Source organism: Rhodococcus pyridinivorans, assembly GCF_900105195.1.
In the GTDB taxonomy this organism is placed as follows: Bacteria; Actinomycetota; Actinomycetes; order Mycobacteriales; family Mycobacteriaceae; genus Rhodococcus; species Rhodococcus pyridinivorans.
This window is the reverse complement of sequence record NZ_FNRX01000002.1, coordinates 4,530,136-4,555,019: the sequence shown is the minus strand read 5'-3', so window position 1 is coordinate 4,555,019 and position 24,884 is coordinate 4,530,136. Positions and strand designations below refer to the sequence as shown.

Below are 24,884 nucleotides of genomic sequence, written 5' to 3'. Positions count from 1 at the left end.
AGTCCCTGTGACGCGTCGCGCAGGGACGCTCCGCGTCAGCCGATCTGCGGTCCGAGCAGGTCGTCGGCGTCGGTGATCCGGTACGCGTAACCCTGCTCGGCGAGGAACCGCTGGCGATGCGCGGCGTATTCGGCGTCGAGGGTGTCGCGCGAGACCACGGAGTAGAAGTGGGCCTGCCCGCCGTCGTGCTTCGGACGCAGCAGCCGCCCGAGACGCTGGGCCTCCTCCTGACGCGAACCGAAGGTGCCCGACACCTGGATCGCGACCGAGGCCTCCGGCAGGTCGATGGAGAAGTTCGCGACCTTCGACACGACGAGCACCTTCAGCTCGCCCGACCGGAACCGGTCGAACAGCGCCTCGCGTTCCTTCGTCTTCGTCGAACCCTTGATGACCGGGGCGTCGAGCGCTTCACCGAGCTCGTCGAGCTGATCGATGTAGGCACCGATGATCAGTGTCGGGGCGTCCTGGTGCTGCTCGAGGATCGACTTCACGACCGAGATCTTGGTGCGCGCGGTCGAGCACAGCTTGTACCGTTCCTCGGGCTCGGCGACCGCGTACGCCATGCGCTCGGCGTCGGTGAGGGTCACGCGGACCTCCACGCAGTCGGCGGGGGCGATCCAGCCCTGGGCTTCGATGTCCTTCCACGGCGCGTCGAACCGCTTCGGGCCGATGAGCGAGAAGACGTCGCCTTCGCGTCCGTCCTCGCGCACGAGGGTCGCGGTGAGACCGAGGCGGCGGCGGGACTGCAGGTCTGCGGTCATACGGAAGACCGGCGCCGGCAGCAGGTGCACCTCGTCGTAGATCATCAGCCCCCAGTCGCGGGAGTCGAACAACTCGAGATTGCGGTATTCACCCTTCGACTTGCGGGTGATCACCTGGTAGGTGGCGATGGTGACCGGGCGGATCTCCTTCTTCTCGCCCGAGTACTCGCCGATCTCGTCCTCGGTGAGGGAGGTGCGGGCGATCAGCTCGCGCTTCCACTGGCGCCCGGCGACCGTGTTCGTCACGAGGATGAGCGTCGTCGCGCCGGCCTTCGCCATCGCGGCCGCGCCGACCATCGTCTTACCGGCACCGCACGGCAGCACCACGACACCCGAGCCGCCCGACCAGAACGAGTCGGCGGCCAGTTCCTGGTAGTCGCGCAGGTGCCAGGGGTTCGTCTCGAAGTCCAGCGAGATCGAATGGGCCTCGCCGTCGACGTACCCCGCGAGGTCCTCGGCCGGCCAGCCGATCTTCAGCAGCATCTGCTTGACGCGTCCGCGCTCGCTCGGATGCACGATCACGGTGTCGTCGTCGATGCGCGCACCGAGCATCGGGGCGATCTTCTTGTTTCTCAGGACCTCGGCGAGCACCGCCCGGTCGAGGCTGACCAGGGTCAGGCCGTGGGCGGGGTTCTTGACCAGCTGGAGGCGCCCGTAGCGGCTCATGGTGTCGACGATGTCGACGAGCAGCGCCTGCGGGACGGCGAACCGGGAATGCGAGACCAGCGCGTCGACGACCTGCTCGGCGTCGTGACCGGCGGCACGGGCGTTCCACAATGCCAGCGGCGTCACCCGGTAGGTGTGGATGTGCTCGGGGGCGCGTTCGAGCTCGGCGAACGGTGCGATCGCCTGCCGCGCCTCGTTCGCCCGGTCGTGCTCGACCTCGAGGAGCACGGTCTTGTCGGACTGGACGATGAGCGGTCCGTCGGCCACGAGTGCCTCCTGTGGATGGAAAGTAGAACTTTCCCATTCTCCAGGTTCGGGCCGTACCGCGCCACCACGACGGTGTACGGCCGTGCGTTCCCCCGTGGCGGGAACGCACGGCCGACCGGTTTCACGGCGTACTCACCGTGCGAGCGACTGCCGCACCTCCATCACGCACACCAGCGCCTCGGAGATACCGGACCGGTAGCCGGCGTCTTTCTCAGAGGTAGGAGGTCTCGAATCCAGTTCCGATTCGAGTCGTTCCTGGATCTTGTCCAGGGCATGCAGCGTCCGCTTCATTCCAGTACCGATTTTCTCTTTTCTCAGGCCGGCTGTTTCATCGCGCCGGCACGCTCGTCGAGAACGAACACCCGTGCACGCGCCAAGGCGGCGCGATATCCGTGCCGCTGTGCGTCGGTGCCCGTTTCCCGACCGGACAATCCACTTATCTTGTCGTACAGCGCTTCGAGCGCTGCGATTTCGAGATCCATGGCCTGCAACCGGATTCAGCTCCGCTTCCGCTTACGAATGAACTCGCCGGCTTCGGCGGCCTTCTGCCGCTTCTCCTGACGACGTTCCTTCAGGGACTTCGCTGGCTTCTTCGAATTCTTGCCCTTGTCGGCCATTGTCACTCCATCTTCGATGAACAACCACTCGACAAGACCACACCATACGTCATTTCCCGGAAAAAGCCAGTCGCTCGAATTATTCTGTGCGCCATCCGAACACGGCGCTGAAATGTTCCGTACTCCGGTGTCCGGAGTTGATTTCACCGTGCGCTGATCCCTGTCGGGAAGTTCCGCGCGGCCGATACCGTCACCGGCGATGCTGTGCAGACAGAGGACGTCCACAGCCCGGGCGGACGGGGGAGAGCGATGGGCCGGACCGTAATCGCAGGCCGCAGTGCCTCGCGTCGCGAACACCGTGCGTGTCGTGTCGTCCACCGATCGCGGTTCCGTGGCTGTCCGCACTGTCGCTGTTCTCCGTACCGTGACCGCTGATTTCGGGACTGCGGTTTCCGGGGCTGCTGTCCTCGCGGTCGGGCCCGCGCTCGGGTTCCCGCTCGTCTTCCGGTGGCGCACGTCGGCGTATTCGCGCGATGTCGCGCCCCTCACCTTCGCAAGGAGTTCTCATGATCGTGTCCTCACTCGTGCGCTCTCGAAGATCGCGCGCTCCGATCGTCGTCGCGGCCGCACTGAGCGTCGTGCTCACCGGGTGCGCCGGCGGTTCGACCGGGGGATTGTCCGCCGACGCCGAAACTCCCGAGGAGATTCCACCGGGGACGTCGTTGAGCATTGCCGTCAAGCCCACCCGTATCCAGCTCGAAGCGACCGGTCGTATCGACGAGTTGCCGTTCACGGTGTCGGACTGGCCCGACGTCTCGGCCGGTCCCGACGTCATCCAGGCGTTCCGCGGCGACGCCGTCGACCTCGCGGTCAATGCGGCGATTCCTCCCATCCAGGCACGTGCCACCGGGCTCGACGCCAGGATCGTCGCCGTACGCGAGAAGGATTCGCCGCAGTACTCGCTCGCGACGGCACCCGGTACAGACATCGATTCGTTGGACGACCTGCGCGGCAGGAAGATCGCGTTGTCGCCGGGGCAGGCCCAGGGTGTCGTCGTGTTCCGGATGCTGAAGTCGGCCGGAATCGGTCTCGACGAGGTGGAATTCGTCGAACTACCGAGCACGCAGTTCCTCACGGCGCTCCAGGCGAAGCAGGTCGACGTCGCACCGCTGGCGGAACCTACCCTCACGAAGTACCTGAACCAGTACGAAACCGAGGGCGCGCGAGGGGTGTTCACGCCCGAGGTCGACGCGTTGAGTGTTCTGTGGGCTCCGGTGTCCGTGCTCGAGGATCCTGCGAAGGTCGCGGCGATCAAGGAATTCATCCCGTTGTGGGCACAGGGTGACGTCTGGGCGTGGGAGAACCGGGACGAGTGGATTCGGAAGTACTACGTCGAGAGCGAGGGGGTGTCGTACGAGGACGGCAGGCGGATCGTCGAAACCGTCGGCCAGAAACCGGCATATCCCACCGACTGGGACTCCGCGATCGAATGGACGCAGGAGACCTCGGAACTGCTCGATGAGGCCGGATGGTTCGACGAGTTCGACGTCGAGCAGATCTTCGATCGCAGATTCGAAACGATTGCCGCGGAGTCGGTTCCGCAGGAGTACCGGAAGGGGTCGGATTCGTGACCAGCACACTGACACGGCCGGTGGAGGTCGGCGCCCGCCCACTGGACCCCGCCGATCAGCCACCGACGGAGGGGATCAGGCCGCTCCGGCGGCTCGGTCTCCGCAAGGCCGTCCCGTTCTCGCGCATGACCGGCGTGGTTCTGCTGCTCGTCGTGTGGGCGATCGGGTCGGGTGCCGGATGGATCGACGACCGCAAGCTCTCCGCTCCCTGGACGGTGGTGACCAGCGCGGTCGAACTCGTCGCGGAAGGAACTCTGCAACAACACATCCTGGCATCGTTGAGCCGTGCCGTGCTGGGCTTCGTGATCGGATGTGTCATCGGCACCGCGCTCGCGCTCGCATCCGGCCTGACGCGCACCGGTGAAGCACTGATCGACGGCCCTGTGCAGTTCAAGCGTGCGATCCCGACGCTGGGTCTCATCCCGCTGCTGATCCTGTGGCTCGGCATCGGCGAGACCTTCAAGATCACGGTGATCGCACTCGGGACGGTCGTGACCATCTACATCCAGACGCACAACGCTCTCACGGCCCTCGAACAGCGCTACGTCGAACTCGCCGAGGTCCTCGCTCTCACTCGCGCACAGTTCGTGTGGAAGGTGGTGCTGCGAGGAGCGCTGCCCGGATTCTTCCTCGGTCTGCGCCTGGCGGTGACCGGTGCGTGGCTCACCCTGATCGTGGTCGAGAGCATCAACGCCGTGAGCGGCCTGGGCAAGATGATGTTCAACGCCCAGAACTACGGTCAGCCGGACGTCATCCTCGTCGGATTGCTCGTCTACGGCATCTTCGGTCTGGCATCCGACGCCGGTCTCCGGTTGGTCGAGCGTCGGGCGCTCGCCTGGCGGAAGACGCTGGGCGGATGAGCGCTGTACGCATCCGCGGCCTGATCCGCGGCTTCGGCGACCGGAACGTGCTCGACGGGCTCGACCTCGAGATCCCCGACGGACAGTTCGTCGCCCTGCTCGGCAGGAGCGGATCCGGGAAGTCCACCCTGCTGCGTGCGCTCGCCGGCCTCGACTACGACGTGGAGATCCGGGGCGGCGCCCTCGCGGTACCGGAGAAGGTCTCCGTCGCCTTCCAGGACTCCCGCCTGCTGCCCTGGCTGCGCGTGCTCGACAACGTCACGCTCGGGCTCGACAGGCAGGGCAGGAGCCGGGGATCCGAGATGCTGGTCGAGGTCGGCCTGGCCGGGCGCGAGGACGCCTGGCCGCTCGAACTCTCGGGCGGGGAGCAACAGCGTGTCGCGCTGGCCCGGGCCCTGGTGCGGGAGCCGCAGTTGCTGCTCGCCGACGAGCCGTTCGGCGCGCTCGACGCCCTGACCCGCATCAGGATGCACGGACTGCTCGACGACCTCGTCCGCGCGCACCGTCCCACCGTGCTGCTCGTGACTCACGACGTCGACGAGGCGATAGTGCTCGCCGACCGGATCGTCGTGCTGGACGAAGGGCGCCTCGCCGTCGAATGCCACGTGGATCTCGACAAGCCCCGTTCCATCACGGATCCCGGTTTCCGGGACATCCGTGAAGACCTCCTCACCGCCCTCGGTGTCATCACGCAACTGTGACGAGAGACCTTTCACGACAGGAGAAGACATGACCGATCGTCGATTGCACCTCAACGCCTTCCTCATGCCCGTCGGCCATCACGAAGCGGCCTGGCGTCTGCCGGAGAGCGACCCGAACGCGAATCTCGACATCCAGCACTACATCTCGCTCACCCGCACCGCCGAGCGTGGCAGGTTCGATTCGGTGTTCCTCGCCGACAGCCCCGTGCTGTTCGCGAATCCCGAACGGCGTCCGAGCGGCAAGCTCGAACCCACGATCATCCTCACCGCGATCGCGACGGCCACCGAGCGGATCGGTCTCATCGGGACCGCGTCGACGACCTACAACGAGCCCTACAACCTCGCGCGTCGATTCGCATCGCTGGATTTCGTCAGCGGGGGACGGGCCGGCTGGAACATCGTCACTACCGCCGGTGACGACGCCGCTCGCAATTTCGGTCTCGACGGCGTGCCGGCGCACAAGAGCCGCTACGCGCGAGCCGCCGAGTTCGTCGAGGTGTCGACCAAGCTGTGGGACAGCTGGGAGGACGACGCGATCGTCGCCGACAAGGAGGCGGCGATCCACGCCGACTCCGCGAAGGTCCACACCTTCGAACACGAGGGAGAGTTCTTCTCGGTGGCCGGGCCGCTCAACGTGCCGCGGTCGCCGCAGGGCTATCCGCTGCTCGTGCAGGCGGGCTCGTCGGAGAACGGCAAGGACTTCGCCGCGCTGTACGCCGAGGCGATCTTCACTGCTCAGCCCACCTTCGAGGAGGGCAAGGCGTTCTACGACGACGTGAAGGATCGGGTCGGCAAGGTCGGCCGCGACCCGCGGCAGGTGCTGATCCTCCCGGGCATCGTGCCCGTCATCGGCGATACGGAGAATGAGGCACGCGAACTCGACGCCGAACTGGCCCGGCTGATCTCGCCCGAGTACGCGCGCCACCAGCTCGCCGACCGGTTCGGGTTGCGGCCGGGGCAGCTTCCGCTCGACGAGCCGCTGCCGGAGAACCTGCCGTCCGAGGACGAGATCGAGGGAGCCAAGAGCCGGTACACGCTCATCGTGCAGCTCGCGCGACGGGAGAACCTCACGGTGCGGCAGCTCATCGAACGACTCGGCGGCGGTCGCGGCCATCGAACCTTCGCGGGCACGGCCGAGCAGGTGGCCGACACGATCGAGCACTGGTTCCACAGCGGCGCGGCCGACGGCTTCAACATCATGCCCGCCGTGCTGCCGTCGGGGCTCGAGAAGTTCGTCGACGGTGTGGTGCCGATCCTGCAGGAGCGCGGTCTGTTCCGCACCGAGTACACCGAATCCACCCTGCGTGGGCACTACGGGCTCCCACGGCCGGAGAACCAGTTCACCGTCGGCGGGGCGTTCGTGGGGTTCGCGACGCAGCGCTGAGCCTCTCCGCCCAAGGGCCGGTGGTGGGCGGTTCCAGGCGATGCTCGATCAACCGCACCCGGGTCCGTCGTCAGTCGACCAGCGCCACCGACGTAACGCGGTGCAGGACGAAGCTGCGCACCGAGCCGGTCGCCGGGTCGAAGGCCTGCACCTGCCCGCCGCCCACCGACACCGGGTCGACGATGCGGCGCGTCGCCACACCCTGAGCGTCGACGTAGCCGAGGGTGACGCTGCGCTTGCCGTGCACGGCCAGCTGCAGCAGCGCGAGCGTCGCCGCACTGCCGGACCGGCTGCCGTCACCACGTGCCGAGGCCGTCGGTGTCGCGGACTCCGCACGGTCGCCGGCGCGCAGCGTGCGCACGAGGGTGTCGAGCTGCTCGTCGCTCGGCGCGGTGGGCCCGGCATAGCGGGCCCGGGCACGCGGCATCGCGACGCGGGCACCCCGGGGCCGTAGATCCACGATCGCTCCCGATGCGTCCTCCCCGGCGGGAGCGAAACCAGCGGCGCGCAGCTCGGTGAGCACCTCGGCAAGAGGCGCCTGCGAGATCGCGACGGTCGGGGCGACCGCGCGCAGGGCGAGCGTGGCGGCGACCGGGGCGGACAGTACCTCGGTGAGCAGAGCCGGATCGTCGGCGCGGACGAAGGACGTCGCCACACCGGCCCGCAGGCGTCCGTGGCGACGCGCGACGTCGTCGATCAGGTAGGTGAGCGACTGCGGCACCGGGGTGCGCGAATGCGTCGCGAACAGGCCGTGCAGGTCGCTCGCGCCGAGCCCGGCGTCGAGCGCGCGCCGGATACTGCTCTCGCCGATCCGGTAGACGGTCGCGGCACCGGCCGATTCGACGTCGGCGACGAGCGCGATCCGCTCGCCGAGTTCGGGGACGAGCGGTCCGGGGGCGACGACCGTGAGGTCGGCCTGGACGAGCACGTAGTCGACGGGTTCGGGGAGCACCGCTGCCATCTCGGCCTCGGCGTCGCCGCCGTGCAGCAGCGCCTTGCCCGGCGACGCGAGCATGCCGTGCGCGACGAGACCGAGTGTCGTCGCCTCGCGCACGGTCTCCACGACGCTCGTCGTGTCGAAGCGACTCGCCCAGCGAGGACGACGCCACGCCGCAGCGGTACGCAGGTCGGCGACGTCCGTGCCCGCCGCCGGCACGTCGGAGAGGGCGTCGAGCAGCAACCGTCGGTCGCGGGCGGCAGTAGGGGACTTCACCTCGTCGGACAGCGCGGCGACCGGCTTGTCGTTCTGGTCGCGCCGGCCGATCAGCCAGGGCCGGCGCGGCAGATCGAGCCAGGCACCGGCGAGCACGGCCCAGCGGTAGGCGGGGGAGGACGCGAGCCACGCGTCGGTGGCGGTGGTCGGTGCCCAGTGATCGTCGTCCCCCGGTGTCGGCGGATCGGGGAGGCCCCGCGCGATCAGACCGGCACCCGCGAGGACCTCGACGACGAGCGCCGTCTCGTCGTCGTCGAGTCCGACCGCCTTCCCGATGCGATGCAGTTCGCGGACACCGAGCCCACCGGCCTTGAGGACGGGGGCGGCTTGCGCACCGAGGGTGTCGAGAACGTCTTCGCAGTGCCGCAGCAGTTCGAGGGCGGCGCCGCCGGCGGTCGCATTGACGTCGGCGGTCGATCGGGTGGGTTTCGGTGCGCGCGGGGGAGCGAGCGCCGCCGGATCGAAGGGAGCGTCGTCGCGCAGTGCCTGGCCCACCCGGTGGGGGAGTTCGACGGTCTCGTCGTCGATGCGGAAGAGCAGTCCGGCGGCGAGCAGTTTCTGCACGGGCCGGTCGGCGGGGGTGTCCGGTGCGGCGTCGCGGGTCCGACCGATCGGGGACGTACGCGACAGGGTGTCGAGGATGCTGCGCTGCTCGGGCGGAAGAGCCGCGAGGAGGTCGTCGAGCTCCTGCCGGGACGGTTCGGTGACGTCGCCGGTGCGTCCGACGCGCCACGGAACGGCGTCCACGGCGGCGGCGACGAGACGCAGTTCGTCGGTGGACCCCCACACGAGCAGCAGCGAGCGCAGGGTGGACAGGATCCGGTCGAGATTCCTCGCGCTGATGCGGCCGGAGACCTCGTCGAGCACGGCGGCGCGGGAGACGGGGGTGTCCACCGCTCCGAGACGGGCCAGCACCTCGATGATCCCGAAGGCGGCGGTGTCGAGTTCGTCGGCCGCACGGAACACCGAGGCGCGTTGCTGAGCCCGGCTCGCGAGCACGTTCATGCTCGCCGGTGGCGGCACTACGAGATCCGGACGGGCGCGCAGCGTGGCGGCCAGATCCGTGTCGCGTCGACCTGCCAGCCAGCGGGCGAGGGAGTCCGAGGCGGTGTCGGGAGCGGGCGTGGTCGGGGACATCCCCTCCAGATTAGAGACCTGCGGTAGCAGGCCCCGAACTCACCTGCCAAAATGAGCGCATGGCTACCTCTTCGAAAAAGCATTACGTCGACCACGGATGGCCCGAGCTGGCCGACGGTGAGCACGCTGTCACCGAACTGTCGTCCACGCGTTCCGGTCCGCTCTCCCCGTACGGTGAGGACACCGTGTTCCCGTTGCCGGTCGAGGACCTGCCCTACACGCATCCGAAGACGGTGATCAACCGCTGATCCGATCGCGGATCACCGAACAGACTCTTCCGTACGGCGCCCGGTCCCTTCGTGGGGGCCGGGCGTCGTCGTGCGTGAGGGATGAACGAAGGTCGTCCGCATATGCGGAAGGGCCTCGCACCGTGAACGGTGCGAGGCCCTTCCGGGATGTTCGGGGTGTTACTGCGGGAGCACCGCGCGAACGGCGTCCAGGATGTTCGGGTCGAGCTCGACACCGGCGTCCTGGAGTGCGGTGACGCCCTGCTCGAAGCCGGCCAGGATGCCCTGGACCTCGGCGGGGACAGCGGGGGTCTCCGGAAGCTGCGGGACAGCGTTCTGGATGGCCGGCGCAGGGGTCTCGGCGGGCGCTGCGTCGACGGAGCGCTGCGTGGGCGCGCTCGACAGGCCGAGGCTCGACGAGCAGGAGGGCCATGCGCCCCAGCCCTGACCGGCGAGGACACGCTCGGCGACGGCGATCTGCTGCTCGCGGCTGGCCTGGCTGGCCGAGGCGGCGTATTCCTGGCCGCCGTAGGCGTTCCAGGTGCTCGGCGAGAACTGCAGGCCACCGTGGTAGCCGTTGCCGGTGTTGATTCCCCAGTTGCCGCCGGACTCGCACTGTGCGAGGCGGTCCCAGTCGGAGTCGGGGGCGGCAGCGGCCGTGCCGCTGAACGCGACACCCGTGACGCCGAGGACTGCGCCCGTCAGCGCGAACTTCGCGACGGTACGACCGGTATTGGTGGGCTTGCGATGGCGTCCGCTCATGTCGGTTCCGTGTTCCTCTCCGTACGCACCTACGAGGTCAGCTGTCGGGTTCGGGCTGAAGAGGTCGCCCGGCCGTGTCGCTCCGTTGGGAGCGCCTTCGGCTTCACCCCGAGGACCGTCGCGCTTGCGTCGGCCCGGGCCTCCTGGACACCGTCCGGCTGTGGGCCGATCGGTTCCTGGGAGACCGGTGGGTCCCCCGTTTCCTGTCCCCTGTGGATCGTTCGTCGGGACTTCCGGAACCACGGGACAGGAATTTGGCGCGGCGGTTCCGGACCGGTCGAGCCAGGCGGTTCGACCGGACATGACGGTAACGGTTCCGAGGGCGAAGTGTCACCAATTGATAACGCGCCGATTCGTGTGGCGACAGACGTGTGTGGCGCGGACCAGGGAATGAAGTCCCAGGTAGTGGGGTCCGGGTACCCGAAATTTCGTTTCGAGCCCTGCTCGTTATCGGCTCGTTATGTGAGAAAGATCACATGTAACTCGGACGGGCATCCACATGAACGATCTCCTTCCCCAGGGGCATCAGGGAGATCGGGATCATCTTCAGGTTGGCGACGGCGAGCGGGATGCCGATGATCGTGACGGCCATGGCGAGCGCGGTGGCGATGTGGCCGAGGGCCAGCCAGATACCGGCCACCAGGATCCAGATGACGTTGCCGATCAGCGACATGGTGCCGGCCGTCGGCTTGTCGACCGTCGTCTTGCCGAACGGCCAGAGCGCGTAGATACCGATCCGGAACGACGCGATGCCGAACGGGATGGTGATGATGAGGATGCAGCAGATCAGACCTGCCGCGAAGTAGCCGAGCGCGAGCCACAGCCCGCCGAAGATCAACCAGATGATGTTGAGCAGGATCCTCATGTCCGGTCTCCGTTCCGAGCGCGCCGGCCCGAGCGCAGCGCGAAGGCGATGGCGAGGGCGAAACCCAACGGCCATGCGAGGGTCAACAGATACAGCGCGAGTCCGGGCGTGCCGTCGGTGACCGCCGGAATGAGGAAGATGGCGACGACCGCCACCACACCGACGACGAAGCAGGCGATCGCGGCCTTCAGGAGGCCGTTACGCGGGGCTGCAGACGAATCCGAAGATGAAGTACCCACGTGACCACGGTAGTCGCCGCAAGGACGGACGGTGACGTCCGGGAGCGGGAAGACGATTCGGGGGCGGACCCACCTCTGCGGGTACACTGACAGGTGTCTACGCGTCCCGCTCGACCGAGCCGGGGCGCGTTGTTTTGCATGGTAAACGGGTTGCCCCACTGTGGGGCACAGCTTTCGAGGAGCAGGTGAGCGCGGTGCCGACCGGCAAGGTGAAGTGGTACGACGTCGAGAAGGGCTTCGGCTTCCTGTCCCAGGACGAGGGTGAGGACGTCTACGTCCGCGCCTCGGCACTGCCGGAGGGAGTGGAAGCGCTCAAGCCCGGTCAGCGCGTCGAGTTCGGTATGGCGGTGGGCCGCCGGGGTCCGCAGGCGCTGAAGGTCGAGCTCCTCGAGCAGCCCACGTTGCGGCAGGGTCGCCGCGAGGCTCCCGCCCAGCAGAAGCGCCGCGCGCCGGACGAACTGCACGGCATGGTCGAGGACATGATCAAGCTGCTCGAAGCAGCGGTCCAGCCCGATCTGCGGCGCGGGCGTTACCCCGACCGCAAGACCGGGCAGCGCATCTCCGAGGTCATGCGGGCGATCGCGCGCGAGCTCGATCACTAGGGACGAACCACGACGGGCCGTCCTCGCCGTGTGCGAGGACGGCCCGTCGTCGTATGCGGGGTCGGGACTCAGAACGTCTTGACGGCCCACACGGCGTGCGCGATCGGTTCACCGGCCTCGTCGACGACGGCCGACGGCAGCTGGATCTCCACTCCGAGCAACTGCAGCTCCGGGGAGCTCTCCACGGTGAGGGTGCGGCGTGCACCGGCCTCGAACATCGCGCCGTCGATGTAGGTCTGCCCGGTCTGCGTGTCGCCGTAGACGGTGAGGATGCGCCACGGAGCATCGGCGATCTCGTTCGGAAGCGACAGCTGCAGCGGGTAGCCGGCCGGCACGTCGAGCTGACCGATCGGGTTCTCCACGCAGTCCTCGAGATAGAGATTGCAGTGCTGCGCGGGATCGACCGTCACGGTCTTTCCCCGTGCGTACGCGGTGATGGTGGGGAGCGTGGGCTCGGCCGAATCGACCAGTTTCCACACCGTGGCGGCGACTCCCGCTACCACGACCACCAGGGCCACCAGCAGCAGCGCGAGAGTCTTCTTCGTCCGGGCCTGCAACTCAACTGTTCCAATCTTCGGTGGGGGATCCACCGGCGCGCCTCCGCCCGGCAGCCGTCTCGGTGGAGACGCGTTCGGGTCGACGGCCGCCGAATCCCGGCAGCAATGTCCCCCCACGGTATGTCAGCACCGTCTGCGCGAATCCGAGAACCAGCACGACCGAGACCACAGCGAACCCGAGCCACAGTTCGGTCGGCAACAGCACACCCATCGCTCCGCCGAACACCCAGCTGAGCTGGAGAACCGTCTCGGACCTGCCGAATCCGGACGCGATGGACTCCTCGGGAAGGTCCTGCTGGAGCGATGCGTCGAGCGAGACCTTGGCCAGCGCACTGGCGCACGCCGCCACGAGCGCCGCCAGCGCGGCGGCCAGGACGTTGCCGGTCGCAGCGACGACGGCGGACACGACGACGACCGCGGCGGTGCACCGCACGACGATGAGAGCGGGCCGTCCGAGCGCGAGTCGCGCTCCGGTCGCGTTGCCCGCGAAGTTGCCGACCGCGGCGGCGGCACCGACACCACCGAGCATCGCGGCCTGCATGAGCGGATCCTGTCCGGTGGTGTTCTTCGCGACGAACGCCATGAACAAGGTCAGGAAGCCGGTGAGGATGCGGATCGTGCCGTTGCCCCACAGTCCGGTCACCACCGCCCGTCCCAGCGGCTGCTTCCGTTTCCCGGACTTGGTGACGATCACCTCGGTCACGGTGTCGGCGTTCAGCACCTCGGTGCGCGCGTCGGAGCGGTGGTACGACAGCGTCGCCGGCACCTCACCCTCGGTGACCTCGACCCAGGCGGGGATACGCATGCTCAGATAGGCGCCGAATGCGGTAATCCCGGCGCACAGCCACAGTGCGCCCGACGAACCGAATGCCCATGCCGCGGCCGCCGCGATCGCGCCGGCACCGATCGTGCCGCCGACCAGGCCGAAGACCGTCAACCGGGAGTTCACCCGCACCAGATCGATCTCCGGTGGCAGGACTCTGGGTGTCACCGCGGATTTGAGCACCGCGAACGATTTGCTCAGCACCATCATGCCGAGCGCCGCCGGATACAACAGCCAGCTGTCGAAGTTGAACACCAGCACTACCGCGAGCACCGTGCGCAGCGCGAAGGACGTCGCCAGCGCGACGCGACGACCGTGCTGCAACCTGTCGAGCAGCGGCCCGATGAGCGGGGCGATGATCGCGAACGGCGCGATCGTGATGAGCAGATACAGCGCGACCTTCGTCCTGTCCTCACCGGTGGCCGCCGAGAAGAACAGGGTGTTCGCGAGCGCGACGGCGATGGCCGCGTCGGAGGCGAAGTTCGCCATCGTCGCGTAGGTGAGCGCCGTCAGGCCCGACTTGTCGGCGCCGTCGGCCGTGGCCGCTCGGCGGAAGGTCGCGATGCCCTTCGAGGTGAGTTCGCGGCTGCGCAGGGCCGCGACCCGCGTCACCGTCAGTTTCCGCGGCATGCGCGGAGCGCGCGGTGAGTCGGTCTCGGACGAGGACTCCGCCCGACCGGCCGCCGACGCACCCGGCGGTCGGCGCGGATGGTCGACGGGATGCAGGGGCGGCAGGGGAGTGCGACGGCCCGAGACGCGGCGCGGAGGCGGATAGTTGCTGTACCCCGAATGCTGCGAACCCGGGACACGGCCGTCCGCTCCCTCGGGGGCGGGTCGCTCGTCCGGTTCGGTCACGTCTTCGATTCTTCCCCACGCGATAGCGGCTGTAACACAAGGGCGGCACGTGGCCCGAGTGACGCGTGCCGCGATCGGTATGCCACCCGGATCACTCCACGAAACGCACTTCGAACAGCGTCGGCCAGTACTTGCCCGTCACCAGGAACCGATCGGTCCCGGGGATCCGTGCGATGCCGTTGAGGACGTCCACATCGGCTCCCGCGGGCAGCCGATCACGCAGCGGAGCCGCGTCGACCCGGGCCTCCACACGGCCCGAGGCCGGATCGATCAGCACGATCTCGTCCGTCTGCCACACGTTCGCCCAGACCCTGCCGTCCTCGGCGCACTCGAGTTCGTTGAGCTTCGACACGGCACGTCCGTCCCGGTGCACGGTGACGCGCCCGAGTTCGTCGAAGGTGACGGGGTCGCGGAAGATCAGCTCGGCCGAGCCGTCGCTCATCACCAGACGGCCGGGTTGCGCGCACAGCCCCCAGCCCTCGCCGTCGTAGTCGACCCGGCGCTTCTCGAGCAGGGTGTCGCGATCGCGGAGGACGGCCGTGCCGTCCTTCCAGGTCAGCTGCCACACCTCGTCGCCGACCACGGTGATGCCCTCACCGAAGAGGTCGTCGAGGACGGGTTCGCGGGTGCGCTCGGTCTCGGCGAGGGTGACGGTCCCGCCGTCGAGGTCGACCTCTCGGGCCGACACCCACGAGCGCCCGGCCCGGCCGGTGCCTTCGAGCAGTTCGCCCTCGTCGATCTCGAGGCCCTGGGTGAACGCCTCCGGATCGTGGGGGTGCGTGGCGACGACTTCCACACCGAGTTCGGTGGCGGGTGGACCGGGTTCGGCGACGAGATCGTCGCCGCATCCGGCGGTGGTGACGCAGACGACCGTCGCGACCGCGGCCGAGAGGAGAAGACGGGGCACGCGCCCATCCTGCACCTCGCGTGTGAGCGGTGCCTGTACGACCTTCCGCGACCCGCAGGCGCCGGAGCAGACAGGTCAGGCAGAATGGGGGTCGTGAGTGTTGCCTCTGCTTCCACTTCCCGAGGAACGAACCCCGTGGTCGATCCGGCGGTGCGTTCCGTGCTCGCCGACGCCGTCGACCTCGCTCGGGCCGCACTCGACGAACTCGGAGACGGTGGAGTCGGCGCCTATCTGGGCGTGACGCCCGAGGACGAGTGCTCGGCCACCCATCGTTTCGCCTCGGAGCTGCCGGGTTACCGCGGTTGGCAGTGGGCCGTCGTCGTGGCCGCCGCCCCGGATTCGGATCGGGTGACTGTGAGCGAACTCGTGCTCCTGCCCGGTCCCGACGCGCTCGTCGCCCCCGCGTGGGTGCCGTGGAGCGAGCGGATCCGTCCCGGCGATCTGGGTCCCGGCGACCTGCTGGCTCCCGCTCCCGACGACGTGCGCCTGGTTCCCGGCTACATGCTGTCCGGCGACCCCGAGGTCGATGAGACCGCCCTCGAGATCGGGCTGGGCCGCAAGCAGGTCATGAGTCTGGAAGGTCGCCTCGAGGCAGCGCAGCGCTGGTTCGACAGCGAATACGGTCCCGACTCGGAGATGGCGAAGGCCGCTCCGTCCTCGTGCCGCCTGTGTGGTTTCTATCTTCCGCTCGCCGGATCGCTGCGTGCGGCCTTCGGCGTCTGCGGCAACGAGTTCGCCGCCGACGGTCACGTCGTGCACGCCGAGTACGGATGCGGCGCGCATTCCGACACGACCCTGCCCACCGGCGCCGGTTCGCCGATCTACGAGGCGTTCGACGATTCGGCAGTGGAGGTCGTCGAGGTCGGACCGGCCGGCTCGGCGCCTGCGGAGTCCGCGACCACCGAGGTCGTGAGCACCGAGTCCACGCCGACCGATTTCACGGACGAGCTCGCCCCCGAGTCGTCCGAGCCGTCCCCGTCCGAGTCGGAACAGACCGACTGACGTGACCCGGCCGGACCCCGCGGATCCGTTCGGGACCGCGGCGTTACGCGAAGGGATCCTCGCGGCCTGGTCGTCGTCGCCCACCCGTCTGCGCGAGGACGCGGCGACCGAGGCCGATCATGTCCGCGCGGGTTACCGCGACCGCGTGTTGACCGAGCTCGCCCAGAACGCCGCCGACGCCGCCGCGCGTGCCGATGTACCGGGTGAGCTGCGTGTCTGGTTCGCCGACGGCCGTCTCCACGTCGCGAACATCGGTGAGCCGCTCCACGAGGGCGGTGTCCACGCGCTGACCGCACTGCGCTCGTCGAACAAGACCGGCGCCGGATCCACCGTAGGGCGGTTCGGTGTCGGCTTCACGGCGGTGCTGTCGGTCTCCGACGACATCGAGGTGCGTTCGCGCACCGGTTCGCTCCACTTCTCGGCCGAGCGCACCCGCGCGGTGCTGGCCGAGCGGAACCTGCCCGAGCCGGAGTCGGGTGTCCCGGCGCTGCGCCTCGTGTGGCCGACGGAGGCCCCGCCGGCGACCGGCAGCGACACCGAGGTCGTGCTGACCCTGCGCCCCGGGGTGGACCCGGTCGCACTGCTCGACGCCTTCCGATCCGAGGCCCACGACATCCTGCTCGAACTCCCGGGCTTGCACACCGTCCTCGTCGCCGACGACGAATTCACCCGTCACCGGCGCGAACTCGACAGCGGCCTGTGGGAGGTGCGGATCGGCGATCGCACCTGGTGGGAGTTCACCGGAGCGTCGGCGCGATGGCTGGTGCCCGTCGTCGACGGGCGGGTCGACCCGGTCCGCAGCGATGTCCTGCGTGCCCCCACCCGCTCCGACGAGGAGCTGTCACTTCCCGCGATCGTCGTCGCCGACGTCGCCATGCAACCCGACCGGAGGCGCGTGCTTCCCGGAGCCCACGTCGAGAACGTCGCCCGCGGATACGCGCGGTTCGTCGCGGCTCTGCCCGCCGAGCAGCGACTCGACCTCGTGCCCCTGCCGGGTTTCGCGCGCAGCGAGGTCGACGAACGCATCCGCGAGGCGATCCTCGACGAGTTGGCCGCCGGCGCGTGGCTTCCCGCCGCCGACCGCAGCGCCGATCTGGTGCCCGACCGGGCCGTCGCACTTCCCGGTCTCACCGACGACCTCGCCGACGTCCTCGGCGAGGTGGTCCCGGGGCTCGTGATCCCCGAGTTGTGCGGGCCGCGACATGCGTCCGCGCTGTCCGCCGTCGGCGTGCACCGGCTCGGTCTCGCGCGACTGGCCGAACTGCTCTCCGGGCACGAACGCGATCCGAAGTGGTGGAACCGCCTGTACGAGGCGCTCACTCCGCTCGTCGTCGACGCGGTCGCGGCCGAGGAACTCGCATCGCTGCCGGTTCCGCTGTCGGACGGACGGACCGTGACCGGCCCGCGTACGGCCGTTCTCGCAACGCAACTGCAGGATATCGGCCCGGTGTCCATGCCCTGGGTGCGTCTCGTCCATCCCGACGCCGCGCATCCGCTGCTCGCCCGGCTCGGAGCCGGCACCGTGACGGTCGAGGACCTGCTCGCCGACCCGGCGCTCGTCGCGGCCGTCGAGGACACCGATCCCGACGACCTCCACCCGGAGGGCGACCTCCCGGCCGGTGAGCTCGCCGACGTCGTGCTGCGACTGGTGCCGCTCGTGTCGCCCGCGGCCGTGCCCCGCGAACTCGGGGCACTGCTGCTGCCCGACACCCACGGCGACCTCGTCCCCGCCGACGAACTCCTGCTTCCCGGTGCACCGCTCGCAGAAGTACTCGTCGAGGACGCGCCCTTCGGCACCGTCGACCCGTCCGTCGTCGACCGGTACGGGGCCGACGCCCTGCGGGCGATCGGTGTGGGCTGGGGATTCACGGTCCTGCGTGCGGAACTGCCGACCGGCCCCGACCACGATCTGCCCGACGAACACCTGTGGTGGGAGCGGCTCGACGACGATCCCGAGGTGCTCGTCGCGGTGCGCGACCTCGATCTCGTCGACGATCGCCGCTGGTCGCGGGCATTGACCCTGCTGGCCGCCGAGCCCGCGACGGCCGAAGCGATCGCCGACCCCGCCGGATATACGGCGTGGTATCTGCGCACCCGCGCGTCGCTCGACGGCCGGCCTCTGGGCCACTACCGGTTCGCCGACGACACCCTCTTCGAAGGTCTGCTCGATCCCTGTACCCACCCCGACGCATCGGCCTTCCGCAGCGCCCTCGCCGGAACGCGGATCGACGACATCGAACTGGCACAGACACTGCTCGACCGGCTCGCGGACGACAGCAGGTCGCCGGGGCCGGCCGCGATCGTCGCCGCGCACGACGCGTTCGCCGCGGCGTTCTCGTCGGGTGGTCTCGATCCCGAGTCGGTCACTCTGCCCGACGGGGTGCGCAGCCTGTCGGGTGTCGTCGTCGACGCAGCCGACGCTCTCGTACCCGACCGTCCGTGGTTCGCGGCCGCGATCCCGCACGACCGCCTCGTCACCGGCGGCAGGGGAACCGCCCACGCGCTCGCGGACGTGCTCGACATCGCCGTGGCGTCCGCGGTGGTCGACGCCGAACCCGTCGAGCAGGGGAGGAGTTCGACGTGGGAGCGCGAACCGGCCGCGGTCCTGGCCGGAATCGTCGCCGGGGTGCCGCTTCCGCGCGGCGTACTTGCGCTGCACGACCGACTCGTCCTCCGCTGCTCCGGAGCCCTGACCGGTGAGGTCGAGGTCCCGTGGTGGGTCGACGCGGCCGGCACCGTCCACAGCACACCGATCGGCCTGGCCGCGGCACTCACCGCGCTCACGGCTCCGGACGTGAGAACTGAACCGTGACGCTCGATGCCGCGGTGCTCGACTGGATGGTGTCGCTCCGCGAGCCGTGGCTGACCACCGCGGTGACCGCACTCACCCACACGGGCGGGGGAGTCGCGACGAGCCTGATCGCCGCGGCGACGACGCTGCTGCTGGTGCGGGCCGATCGTCTGTCCGACGCCGTCCTCGTCGCCGGAGCGGTCCTCACGGGCTGGCCGTTGATGGTGTTGCTCAAAAATCTGTTCGGCCGTGTCCGGCCACCGGAACCCGAACGGCTCCTGGCCCTGCGCACCGAGTCGTTCCCGTCCGGACACGCGATGACCAGCGCAGTTCTGGCCACGGTGCTCGTCGCGGTCGTCGTGCACACGTGGCCGCGCGGCGATCGCCGCCGGACCGCCGCGACGATCGCGCTCGCCGGTTACACCCTCGTGATCGGGCTCTCTCGCGTCTACCTCGCGGCGCACTGGTTCACCGATGTCGTCGCAGGCTGGATCTTCGGGATCACATGGGCCCTGCTGTGGGTGTGGTTGATCACTCGGGTGCGGATCCGTCGCTGACACCGCTGTGGGCTTGTCGCGGACGGCCGTGGGTGAGGGTCAGTCCAGCCCCGCCTGGGCACCCCGGTCACCGCGTCGGGCGGCGCGACGCTGCAACAGGAAGAGCGCAGTTCCCAGCAGCCCCACCACGATTCCCGCCACGCAGACCGGAAGCACATCGTCCCGGAGTTCGCCGCCCACCACCGCCACGACGACGGTCGCCACCACCCACAGACCGGTTCCCACGGCAAGCGCGGGGCGAGGGTCGGCGAGGCGTCGGATGCGGGCTGCGACGAGCTGGGCGGGTTCCACGGTTTGCAGATTAGTTCCTTCGCGCTGCAATAATCGGTTCCCGTTGCGACGCCCCGTACTCGACGAGCGGATTTGTGGACATGGCCGTAGGCACCGACTCCAAGCGAACGTCCTTCCTGGACACCTATTTCAAGATCACCGAACGCGGTTCCACCGTGTCCCGAGAGGTGCGTGGCGGCATCGTCACGTTCTTCGCGATGTCGTACATCGTGGTCCTCAACCCGCTGATCCTCGGTAGCTTCTCCGCCGAGGACGCGAGCGCGAAGATCGACGTGATGGGCAACATCCTGCCCATCAACCAGGTCGCCGCCGTCACCGCGCTGGTCGCCGGCTTCATGAGCATCGTCTTCGGTGTGGTCGCCAACTATCCGTTCGCCATCGCCGCCGGCCTCGGCATCAACAGCCTGCTGGCGGTGACCATCGCGCCGCAGGTCACCTGGCCCGAAGCGATGGGCCTGGTGGTCATCGACGGCATCATCATCGTCGTGCTGGCCCTGACCGGTTTCCGCACCGCGGTCTTCAACGCGATCCCGGCAGAACTCAAGGCCGCCATCGCTGCCGGTATCGGCGCCTTCATCGCCATGATCGGCCTCGTCGACGCCGGCTTCGTCCGCCGCATCCCCGACGCCGCCGGCACCACCGTCCCTGTCGGCCTGGGCATCGACGGCTCCATCGCGTCGTGGCCGACCTTCGTCTTCGTCGTCGGTGTGCTGCTCATGGGTGTGCTCGTCGCACGCAAGGTGCGCGGCGGACTGCTGATCGGCATCGTCGCCACGACGATCCTGTCGATGATCATCGAGGCCATCGCCGACGTCGGCCCGTCGCTGGGCACCAACCCCAAGGGCTGGAACCTCAGCACCCCCGACGCCCCCGACTCCTTCTTCGGCATCCCGAACCTGAGCCTCGTCGGCAACGTCGACCTGTTCGGCGCGTTCACCCGCATCGGCGTGATCGCCGCGACCCTGCTCGTGTTCACGCTCGTCCTCGCGAACTTCTTCGACGCCATGGGCACCATGACCGGCCTCGGCAAGGAAGCCGGCCTGGCCGACAAGAACGGCACCCTGCCCGGCATCGGCAAGGCCCTCGTCGTCGAGGGCACCGGCGCCATCGTCGGTGGTGGCGCTTCCGCCTCGTCGAACACGGTGTTCGTCGAATCGGCCTCGGGTATCGCGGAAGGAGCCCGCACGGGCCTGGCCAACGTGGTCACCGGTGTGATGTTCCTGCTCGCGATGTTCCTGACCCCGCTGTACGAGGTGGTCCCGATCGAAGCGGCCGCTCCGGCTCTCGTCGTGGTCGGTGCCCTGATGATCGGCCAGGTCCGCGACATCGACTTCTCGGTGTTCGCTGTGGCGCTGCCGGCCTTCCTGACCATCATGGTCATGCCGTTCACCTACTCGATCGCCAACGGCATCGGCGTCGGCTTCATCACCTGGGTGATCCTGCACGCCGCGAGCGGCAAAATCCGCACCATCCATCCGCTGATGTGGATCGTCGCAGTGCTGTTCGCCCTGTACTTCTCGGTCGATCCGCTCACGGAACTGCTCACCTAGGCAGCCGACGCGTGTTTCGGGCGATGTGACGTATTCTGCACGCCATGATCTCGGATACACGCGCACTCGCCGGTGACCTCTCACTCGCCGTTGTGCGTCTGACGCGTCATCTGCGGGGGAGACGCACCGATTCCCGAGTTTCTCTGACCCAGATCTCGGCAATGGCCACCCTCGCGCAGGAAGGTGCGATGACCCCGGGGGCACTGGCAGCGCGCGAACGCGTCCAACCACCCTCGATGACCAGGGTCATCGCGTCTCTGCACGAACTCGGTCTCGTCGAGCGGACGCCGCACCCGACGGACGGACGACAGATCATCGTGACGCTGTCCGAAGCCGGGAGGGAATTGCTCGCCGACGAGGCGCAGGCACGCGAAGTGTGGCTGACCGAACGGCTCGACAAACTCGATCCCGACTCGCTCGCCACATTGCGCGACGCCGTCGGAATCCTCACGGCGCTCGTCGCTGAAGACGACTGACCGCACCGCGGTCGATGACGACTGACCGCACCGCGGTCGATGACGACCGACCGCACCGCGGTCGTGACGACCGACCCGGTGCGGGAGGGTGCAGGGCCGCTGGGAGAATGACCCGGTGGTTCACGTCATCGACATCGACGATCCTTCCGCCCCCCGGGTGGACGACTTCCGCGATCTCAACTCCGCGGACCGTCGGCCCGACCTTCCCGGTGGCAAGGGTCTGGTGATCGCAGAGGGTGTGCTGGTGGTCCAGCGCATGCTCGACTCCCGGTTCGCTGCGACGAGCCTGCTCGGGGTGAGTCGGCGGCTGGACGAACTCGCCGACGACCTGCGTGACGTCGACGTGCCGTTCTACCGCACCGATGCGGCGACCATGGCGGAGGTCGTCGGCTTCCACCTCAACCGCGGGGTGCTCGCCGTCGCGCACCGGCCCGAACCGCTCTCGCTCGACGACGTCCTCGACAAGGCGACCACGGTCGCGGTGCTCGAAGGGGTCAACGACCACGAGAACGTCGGCTCGATGTTCCGCAACGCCGCCGGACTCGGCGTCGACGGTGTGCTCTTCGGGAAAGGATGCGCCGACCCTCTGTACCGGCGTGCGGTGCGCGTGTCGATGGGGCACGTCCTCCGGGTCCCCTTCGCGCACGTCGACCGGTGGCCGTACGACCTGGATCTGTTGCGCAGCAGAGGATTCCAACTGATCTCCCTGACCCCGGACCCACGGGCGATCCCGCTCGCCGAAGCGATGACGGGGGAAAAAGTCGCGCTCCTGCTCGGCGCCGAGGGGCCGGGCCTGACCGAACATGCGATGCGGGCGACCGACGTGCGTGCCCGGATTCCCATGGCTGTCGGCACGGATTCGCTGAACGTGGCCACCGCGGCTGCGATGGCGTTCTACGAGCGGGTGCGGCTTCCGCGATGAGCCAGGCTCGCGGTCCCGCGCCCACTCCCTGGGCGACGGGGCTCACGCTGACGGCTTTATCCTTCGTCGCCACCGTCATCACCGTCGTCGCCTGCGGGCAGGTGCTCGGCCGGATCCATCCGGCCCTCGCCGTCGTCGTCAATGTCGTGACGGTCGCGGGAGTCGCGCCGACCGTGTGGTCGTGGCTCCGGGTGCAGGTACTGCGCTGGCTCGCCGCCGGTTTCCTGGCCGGTGTGCCGTTCGGCTGGCTCGCGCTGCTCGTGTCCTGAACGAGTTCTGGGTGCGATTGCCGGCGGAAAACCCCCAACCTCCATTGGAGAATTCCGACGAAGCGCACACTCGAGATGTCGGGTCATCCGGAAGGAGCATCATGACACGCAATGTGCATGCCGAGCGGGAGGAAATGTCGGTCAAGCAGGGTCTCGCCGCGGGAACGTCGGTCGGTGCCGCAATCATCATGACCTTGATCGGTGCTCTGCAACTGTTGCAGGGAATTGCTGCGGTCGCCGAGGACGAAGTCTTCGTCGCCGGCCAGGAGTATCTGTTCACGTTCGATCTCACCACGTGGGGGTGGGTCCACATCGTTGTCGGTGTCGTGATGGTGATCGTGGGCATCGCGTTGATTTCCGGGGCGACATGGGCGCGCGTCTCCGCAATGGCCATCGCCGCGCTGTCGATCCTGGTGAATTTCATGTGGCTTCCCTACTACCCAGGGTGGGCGCTTGCGATCATCGCCCTCGATGTAGTGGTCATCTGGGCGATCGCGACCTGGAACCCCCGCGCGGTGTACTCCTGACCGACTCGAGCCGGTGCCGAATCGCGCCGATTGCGCAAACCGATGTCCTCCACCCATGAACGGGCGTATGGTATATCCGGCCCTCCCCGATCAGAGGGACGGAGGTCGTCATGACTGAAGATGGACCTGCCGAAGCCCGAATCGGACAGTCGTCACGATTCGACGCCGGTATCGATGAGTGGACCGGGGGGCCGCGAGTAGTGGCAGTGCCGTAGCGGCACACCGCAGGGGGAAGCAGGATTCGAGATCTTCATTCTCCGGTGGTTTCATGGGGGCATCGTCCCGCCATCGGTTCGGCCGAGGAGGTTCGGCTATGGATTCATTCTGGGACTACGTGTGGTACACCGTCGTCGTATTCGCCTTCGTGGCATACCTGATCGTCCTGTTCCAAATCATCGTCGACCTCTTCCGGGATCACTCCGTGTCCGGTTGGGTCAAAGCGATGTGGGTCATCGGTCTGGTGCTCCTTCCGTACCTGACAGCGCTGGTCTACCTGATCGTTCGCGGTCGGGGAATGGCTCTGCGGGCACAACAGGCCCAGGCCGAGGCGAAGCAGGCCACCGACGAATACATCCGGACCGTGGCGGTCGGGAAATCCCCGGCTCAACAGATCGCCGATGCCAAGGCCCTGCTCGACTCCGGTGCGATCACGCCCGCGGAGTACGAACACCTCAAGGCGCAGGCGCTCGGCAACGCCACGACCGGACGTGACGGCGTGCCCATCGCGTGAATCGTCGTCGCGGGGAGGGCGCTGCGGACGGAGTCCTCCCGTGGTCGGCTCGTGCGTTCGACGCCTCGTCGCGTCGAGGAGTCGGCGGTCGAAAGTGTAAGGGTGGCAGCATAACCCGCAGGCACCCTTGTTCCTGAGAATCAGACCGTGACCGTTCCTCGCGAGGATCGGCGCACGGTCGATGTCTCCTTCGTACACGAGAGGATTGTCATGTCACAGGATGTACGCCCCGACCGGGGCGGGGTCAGTGTCAAACAGGGCATCGCCGCAGGCACCTCGATCGGAGCAGCGATCATCCTGGCAACTGTCGGCATCGTCCAGATCTTCCAGGGCATCGCTGCGGTGGCCGAGGACGAAGTGTTCGTGCGGGGCGTGGAATACACGTTCAAGTTCGACTTCACCACATGGGGATGGATTCACATCGTCCTCGGTGTCGTGATGCTGGTCGCCGGTCTCGCGTTGATGAGCGGTGCCACGTGGGCTCGCGTCACGGCCATCATCATCGCCGCGTTGTCGATCATCGCGAACTTCCTGTGGTTGCCGTACTACCCGTGGTGGTCGATCCTGATCATCGCGTTGGACGCGGTCGTGATCTGGGCGATCTCGACCTGGCAGCCACGCTCCGACTACTACTGACGCGACCGTGCAAGAAAACGGCCGCAACGTCCGGGGTGATCCGGGCGCGAACGTCGCGACCGAAGTTCCCCGATCGCGGGCACGGCGGTGGGCACTGCACCTCACACTTCCCGGGTGTT

Annotated in this window: 28 protein-coding genes and 1 riboswitch; of the genes, 16 read left to right on the top strand and 12 right to left on the bottom strand. The window is 68.3% G+C overall.

Annotation, left to right across the window (positions count from 1 at the left end):
* Window positions 1–35: 35 nt before the first annotated feature.
* From BLV31_RS21600 to BLV31_RS24820, 4 genes are all read right to left on the bottom strand, one after another.
* The gene (locus BLV31_RS21600; protein ID WP_064060227.1) at window positions 36–1,694 is read right to left on the bottom strand and encodes a DNA repair helicase XPB; all 1,659 of its coding nucleotides are present in this window, start codon (window positions 1,692–1,694) and stop codon (window positions 36–38) included.
* Window positions 1,695–1,826: 132 nt separating this feature from the next.
* Window positions 1,827–1,985: a hypothetical protein gene (locus BLV31_RS25150; protein WP_019289943.1), complete on the bottom strand. Its 159-nt coding sequence runs from the start codon at window positions 1,983–1,985 to the stop codon at window positions 1,827–1,829.
* Window positions 1,986–2,008: 23 nt separating this feature from the next.
* Complete coding sequence (locus tag BLV31_RS25145; RefSeq protein WP_019289942.1) at window positions 2,009–2,176, bottom strand: hypothetical protein; 168 nt, start codon at window positions 2,174–2,176, stop codon at window positions 2,009–2,011.
* Between the two features lie 15 nt (window positions 2,177–2,191).
* Window positions 2,192–2,629, bottom strand: coding sequence for a hypothetical protein (locus BLV31_RS24820; protein WP_139192988.1), 438 nt, complete (start codon window positions 2,627–2,629; stop codon window positions 2,192–2,194).
* A 188-nt stretch (window positions 2,630–2,817) separates the two neighbouring features.
* Between BLV31_RS24820 and BLV31_RS21595 the strand changes: the two genes are divergently transcribed.
* The 4 genes from BLV31_RS21595 to BLV31_RS21580 are packed head-to-tail and all read left to right on the top strand — an operon-like array spanning window position 2,818 to window position 6,827.
* Window positions 2,818–3,882: an ABC transporter substrate-binding protein gene (locus BLV31_RS21595; RefSeq protein WP_064060226.1), complete on the top strand. Its 1,065-nt coding sequence runs from the start codon at window positions 2,818–2,820 to the stop codon at window positions 3,880–3,882.
* Entirely contained in the window at window positions 3,879–4,742 is an 864-nt protein-coding gene (locus tag BLV31_RS21590; RefSeq protein ID WP_064060225.1) for an ABC transporter permease, read from the top strand. The genes BLV31_RS21595 and BLV31_RS21590 overlap by 4 nt, the downstream gene beginning before the upstream one ends.
* Entirely contained in the window at window positions 4,718–5,443 is a 726-nt protein-coding gene (locus BLV31_RS21585; RefSeq protein WP_064060248.1) for an ABC transporter ATP-binding protein, read from the top strand. Before BLV31_RS21590 ends, BLV31_RS21585 begins: the two co-directional genes overlap by 25 nt.
* A 28-nt stretch (window positions 5,444–5,471) precedes the next feature.
* Window positions 5,472–6,827 carry an LLM class flavin-dependent oxidoreductase gene (locus BLV31_RS21580; RefSeq protein WP_064060224.1) on the top strand — a complete coding sequence of 452 codons (1,356 nt, stop codon included), beginning with the start codon at window positions 5,472–5,474 and terminating at the stop codon, window positions 6,825–6,827.
* Between the two features lie 70 nt (window positions 6,828–6,897).
* Here the strand turns inward: BLV31_RS21580 and BLV31_RS21575 are convergent, their stop codons facing one another.
* On the bottom strand, window positions 6,898–9,177 hold the full coding sequence (locus BLV31_RS21575) for a helicase-associated domain-containing protein (protein WP_064060223.1): 2,280 nt from the start codon (window positions 9,175–9,177) through the stop codon (window positions 6,898–6,900).
* Between the two features lie 59 nt (window positions 9,178–9,236).
* On the opposite strand from BLV31_RS21575, the gene BLV31_RS21570 reads away from it, so the two are divergent.
* Window positions 9,237–9,425 (top strand): hypothetical protein, encoded by a 189-nt coding sequence (locus BLV31_RS21570; protein ID WP_006551681.1) that lies wholly within the window; start codon window positions 9,237–9,239, stop codon window positions 9,423–9,425.
* Window positions 9,426–9,584: 159 nt separating this feature from the next.
* On the opposite strand, the gene BLV31_RS21565 is transcribed toward BLV31_RS21570, so the two are convergent.
* The 3 genes from BLV31_RS21565 to BLV31_RS21555 all read right to left on the bottom strand — a co-directional run bounded on the left by BLV31_RS21565 (window position 9,585) and on the right by BLV31_RS21555 (window position 11,270).
* A complete protein-coding gene (locus BLV31_RS21565; RefSeq protein ID WP_006551680.1) occupies window positions 9,585–10,166 on the bottom strand; it encodes a transglycosylase family protein in 582 nt (193 codons plus the stop codon).
* Between the two features lie 10 nt (window positions 10,167–10,176).
* Window positions 10,177–10,317: riboswitch (cyclic di-AMP (ydaO/yuaA leader) on the bottom strand.
* Between the two features lie 321 nt (window positions 10,318–10,638).
* Entirely contained in the window at window positions 10,639–11,031 is a 393-nt protein-coding gene (locus tag BLV31_RS21560) for a YccF domain-containing protein (protein ID WP_006551679.1), read from the bottom strand.
* A complete protein-coding gene (locus tag BLV31_RS21555; protein WP_024103084.1) occupies window positions 11,028–11,270 on the bottom strand; it encodes a hypothetical protein in 243 nt (80 codons plus the stop codon). The genes BLV31_RS21560 and BLV31_RS21555 overlap by 4 nt, the downstream gene beginning before the upstream one ends.
* Before the next feature lie 194 nt (window positions 11,271–11,464).
* Between BLV31_RS21555 and BLV31_RS21550 the strand changes: the two genes are divergently transcribed.
* Entirely contained in the window at window positions 11,465–11,872 is a 408-nt protein-coding gene (locus BLV31_RS21550; RefSeq protein WP_006551677.1) for a cold-shock protein, read from the top strand.
* A gap of 68 nt (window positions 11,873–11,940) precedes the next feature.
* On the opposite strand, the gene BLV31_RS21545 is transcribed toward BLV31_RS21550, so the two are convergent.
* The 3 genes from BLV31_RS21545 to BLV31_RS21535 form a co-directional block, all read right to left on the bottom strand.
* Window positions 11,941–12,429: a DUF2771 domain-containing protein gene (locus tag BLV31_RS21545; protein ID WP_006551676.1), complete on the bottom strand. Its 489-nt coding sequence runs from the start codon at window positions 12,427–12,429 to the stop codon at window positions 11,941–11,943.
* A 1-nt stretch (window position 12,430) separates the two neighbouring features.
* Window positions 12,431–14,107, bottom strand: a complete 1,677-nt coding sequence (locus BLV31_RS21540; protein WP_064060222.1) for an MFS transporter — start codon at window positions 14,105–14,107, stop codon at window positions 12,431–12,433.
* Window positions 14,108–14,198: 91 nt separating this feature from the next.
* Window positions 14,199–15,014, bottom strand: coding sequence for a glutaminyl-peptide cyclotransferase (locus BLV31_RS21535; RefSeq protein ID WP_006551674.1), 816 nt, complete (start codon window positions 15,012–15,014; stop codon window positions 14,199–14,201).
* Between the two features lie 135 nt (window positions 15,015–15,149).
* On the opposite strand from BLV31_RS21535, the gene BLV31_RS21530 reads away from it, so the two are divergent.
* From BLV31_RS21530 to BLV31_RS21520, 3 genes are read left to right on the top strand one after another with little or no spacing between them, the layout of a single operon-like run.
* The gene (locus BLV31_RS21530) at window positions 15,150–16,016 is read left to right on the top strand and encodes a DUF3027 domain-containing protein (RefSeq protein ID WP_139192987.1); all 867 of its coding nucleotides are present in this window, start codon (window positions 15,150–15,152) and stop codon (window positions 16,014–16,016) included.
* A 1-nt stretch (window position 16,017) separates the two neighbouring features.
* On the top strand, window positions 16,018–18,828 hold the full coding sequence (locus tag BLV31_RS21525) for a sacsin N-terminal ATP-binding-like domain-containing protein (protein WP_064060221.1): 2,811 nt from the start codon (window positions 16,018–16,020) through the stop codon (window positions 18,826–18,828).
* On the top strand, window positions 18,825–19,364 hold the full coding sequence (locus BLV31_RS21520; RefSeq protein WP_064060220.1) for a phosphatase PAP2 family protein: 540 nt from the start codon (window positions 18,825–18,827) through the stop codon (window positions 19,362–19,364). The genes BLV31_RS21525 and BLV31_RS21520 overlap by 4 nt, the downstream gene beginning before the upstream one ends.
* Window positions 19,365–19,403: 39 nt before the next feature.
* Here the strand turns inward: BLV31_RS21520 and BLV31_RS21515 are convergent, their stop codons facing one another.
* Window positions 19,404–19,655 carry a DUF2530 domain-containing protein gene (locus tag BLV31_RS21515; RefSeq protein ID WP_006551670.1) on the bottom strand — a complete coding sequence of 84 codons (252 nt, stop codon included), beginning with the start codon at window positions 19,653–19,655 and terminating at the stop codon, window positions 19,404–19,406.
* 80 nt (window positions 19,656–19,735) lie between these two features.
* Here BLV31_RS21515 and BLV31_RS21510 point away from each other — a divergent pair, with 80 nt between their 5' ends.
* From BLV31_RS21510 to BLV31_RS21480, 7 genes are all read left to right on the top strand, one after another.
* On the top strand, window positions 19,736–21,205 hold the full coding sequence (locus BLV31_RS21510) for an NCS2 family permease (RefSeq protein WP_033096781.1): 1,470 nt from the start codon (window positions 19,736–19,738) through the stop codon (window positions 21,203–21,205).
* A gap of 44 nt (window positions 21,206–21,249) precedes the next feature.
* On the top strand, window positions 21,250–21,681 hold the full coding sequence (locus BLV31_RS21505) for an Rv0880 family HTH-type transcriptional regulator (RefSeq protein WP_006551668.1): 432 nt from the start codon (window positions 21,250–21,252) through the stop codon (window positions 21,679–21,681).
* Window positions 21,682–21,796: 115 nt separating this feature from the next.
* Window positions 21,797–22,603: a TrmH family RNA methyltransferase gene (locus BLV31_RS21500; protein ID WP_064060246.1), complete on the top strand. Its 807-nt coding sequence runs from the start codon at window positions 21,797–21,799 to the stop codon at window positions 22,601–22,603.
* Complete coding sequence (locus BLV31_RS21495) at window positions 22,600–22,872, top strand: DUF2537 domain-containing protein (RefSeq protein ID WP_019289927.1); 273 nt, start codon at window positions 22,600–22,602, stop codon at window positions 22,870–22,872. The genes BLV31_RS21500 and BLV31_RS21495 overlap by 4 nt, the downstream gene beginning before the upstream one ends.
* A gap of 101 nt (window positions 22,873–22,973) precedes the next feature.
* Window positions 22,974–23,399, top strand: coding sequence for a DUF7144 family membrane protein (locus BLV31_RS21490; protein WP_064060219.1), 426 nt, complete (start codon window positions 22,974–22,976; stop codon window positions 23,397–23,399).
* A 313-nt stretch (window positions 23,400–23,712) separates the two neighbouring features.
* Window positions 23,713–24,129 carry an SHOCT domain-containing protein gene (locus BLV31_RS21485; RefSeq protein WP_019289925.1) on the top strand — a complete coding sequence of 139 codons (417 nt, stop codon included), beginning with the start codon at window positions 23,713–23,715 and terminating at the stop codon, window positions 24,127–24,129.
* 210 nt (window positions 24,130–24,339) lie between these two features.
* Window positions 24,340–24,765, top strand: a complete 426-nt coding sequence (locus BLV31_RS21480; protein ID WP_019289924.1) for a DUF7144 family membrane protein — start codon at window positions 24,340–24,342, stop codon at window positions 24,763–24,765.
* The last annotated feature ends 119 nt before the right edge of the window (window positions 24,766–24,884 follow it).

Coding starts and splice junctions, on each gene's coding strand:
- BLV31_RS21560 (WP_006551679.1), bottom strand. CDS start 11,031: ATGAGGATCCTGCTCAACATCATCTGGTTGATCTTCGGCGGGCTGTGG.
- BLV31_RS21485 (WP_019289925.1), top strand. CDS start 23,713: ATGGATTCATTCTGGGACTACGTGTGGTACACCGTCGTCGTATTCGCC.
- BLV31_RS21490 (WP_064060219.1), top strand. CDS start 22,974: ATGACACGCAATGTGCATGCCGAGCGGGAGGAAATGTCGGTCAAGCAG.
- BLV31_RS21565 (WP_006551680.1), bottom strand. CDS start 10,166: ATGAGCGGACGCCATCGCAAGCCCACCAATACCGGTCGTACCGTCGCG.
- BLV31_RS21480 (WP_019289924.1), top strand. CDS start 24,340: ATGTCACAGGATGTACGCCCCGACCGGGGCGGGGTCAGTGTCAAACAG.
- BLV31_RS21510 (WP_033096781.1), top strand. CDS start 19,736: ATGGCCGTAGGCACCGACTCCAAGCGAACGTCCTTCCTGGACACCTAT.
- BLV31_RS21570 (WP_006551681.1), top strand. CDS start 9,237: ATGGCTACCTCTTCGAAAAAGCATTACGTCGACCACGGATGGCCCGAG.
- BLV31_RS25150 (WP_019289943.1), bottom strand. CDS start 1,985: ATGAAGCGGACGCTGCATGCCCTGGACAAGATCCAGGAACGACTCGAA.
- BLV31_RS25145 (WP_019289942.1), bottom strand. CDS start 2,176: ATGGATCTCGAAATCGCAGCGCTCGAAGCGCTGTACGACAAGATAAGT.
- BLV31_RS21495 (WP_019289927.1), top strand. CDS start 22,600: ATGAGCCAGGCTCGCGGTCCCGCGCCCACTCCCTGGGCGACGGGGCTC.
- BLV31_RS21505 (WP_006551668.1), top strand. CDS start 21,250: ATGATCTCGGATACACGCGCACTCGCCGGTGACCTCTCACTCGCCGTT.
- BLV31_RS21595 (WP_064060226.1), top strand. CDS start 2,818: ATGATCGTGTCCTCACTCGTGCGCTCTCGAAGATCGCGCGCTCCGATC.
- BLV31_RS21580 (WP_064060224.1), top strand. CDS start 5,472: ATGACCGATCGTCGATTGCACCTCAACGCCTTCCTCATGCCCGTCGGC.
- BLV31_RS21575 (WP_064060223.1), bottom strand. CDS start 9,177: ATGTCCCCGACCACGCCCGCTCCCGACACCGCCTCGGACTCCCTCGCC.